Consider the following 223-nt stretch of genomic DNA (forward strand, 5'->3'; position numbering starts at 1 on the left):
ATGACACCATGGTCGGTGTCGATCAGGTAATTGTCGGAATAGCTGAAGAATGCCGGGCCCTTGCGGGCTGCGGTCCATTGGCTGGCCGGTTCGGAATGGGACGTGAACTTGTGCTGAACCTCGCTGGCGGCACCAAATGCGGCCTCATCCAGAGTGGCGAGGTACTCTCGCACAGCGCGGGATGCGTCGGCCGGATCGACCTGCGCCGGATCCCACTCTTCCT

The 223-nt window shown here is 61.9% G+C and carries 1 pseudogene; it reads right to left on the bottom strand.

Annotation, left to right across the window (positions count from 1 at the left end):
• Window positions 1-223 (bottom strand): annotated as a pseudogene (locus tag ACN5AZ_RS18795) (IS5/IS1182 family transposase); the annotation flags it as partial.

Source organism: Sagittula sp. SSi028 (assembly GCF_048553715.1).
Taxonomy (GTDB): domain Bacteria; phylum Pseudomonadota; class Alphaproteobacteria; order Rhodobacterales; family Rhodobacteraceae; genus Sagittula.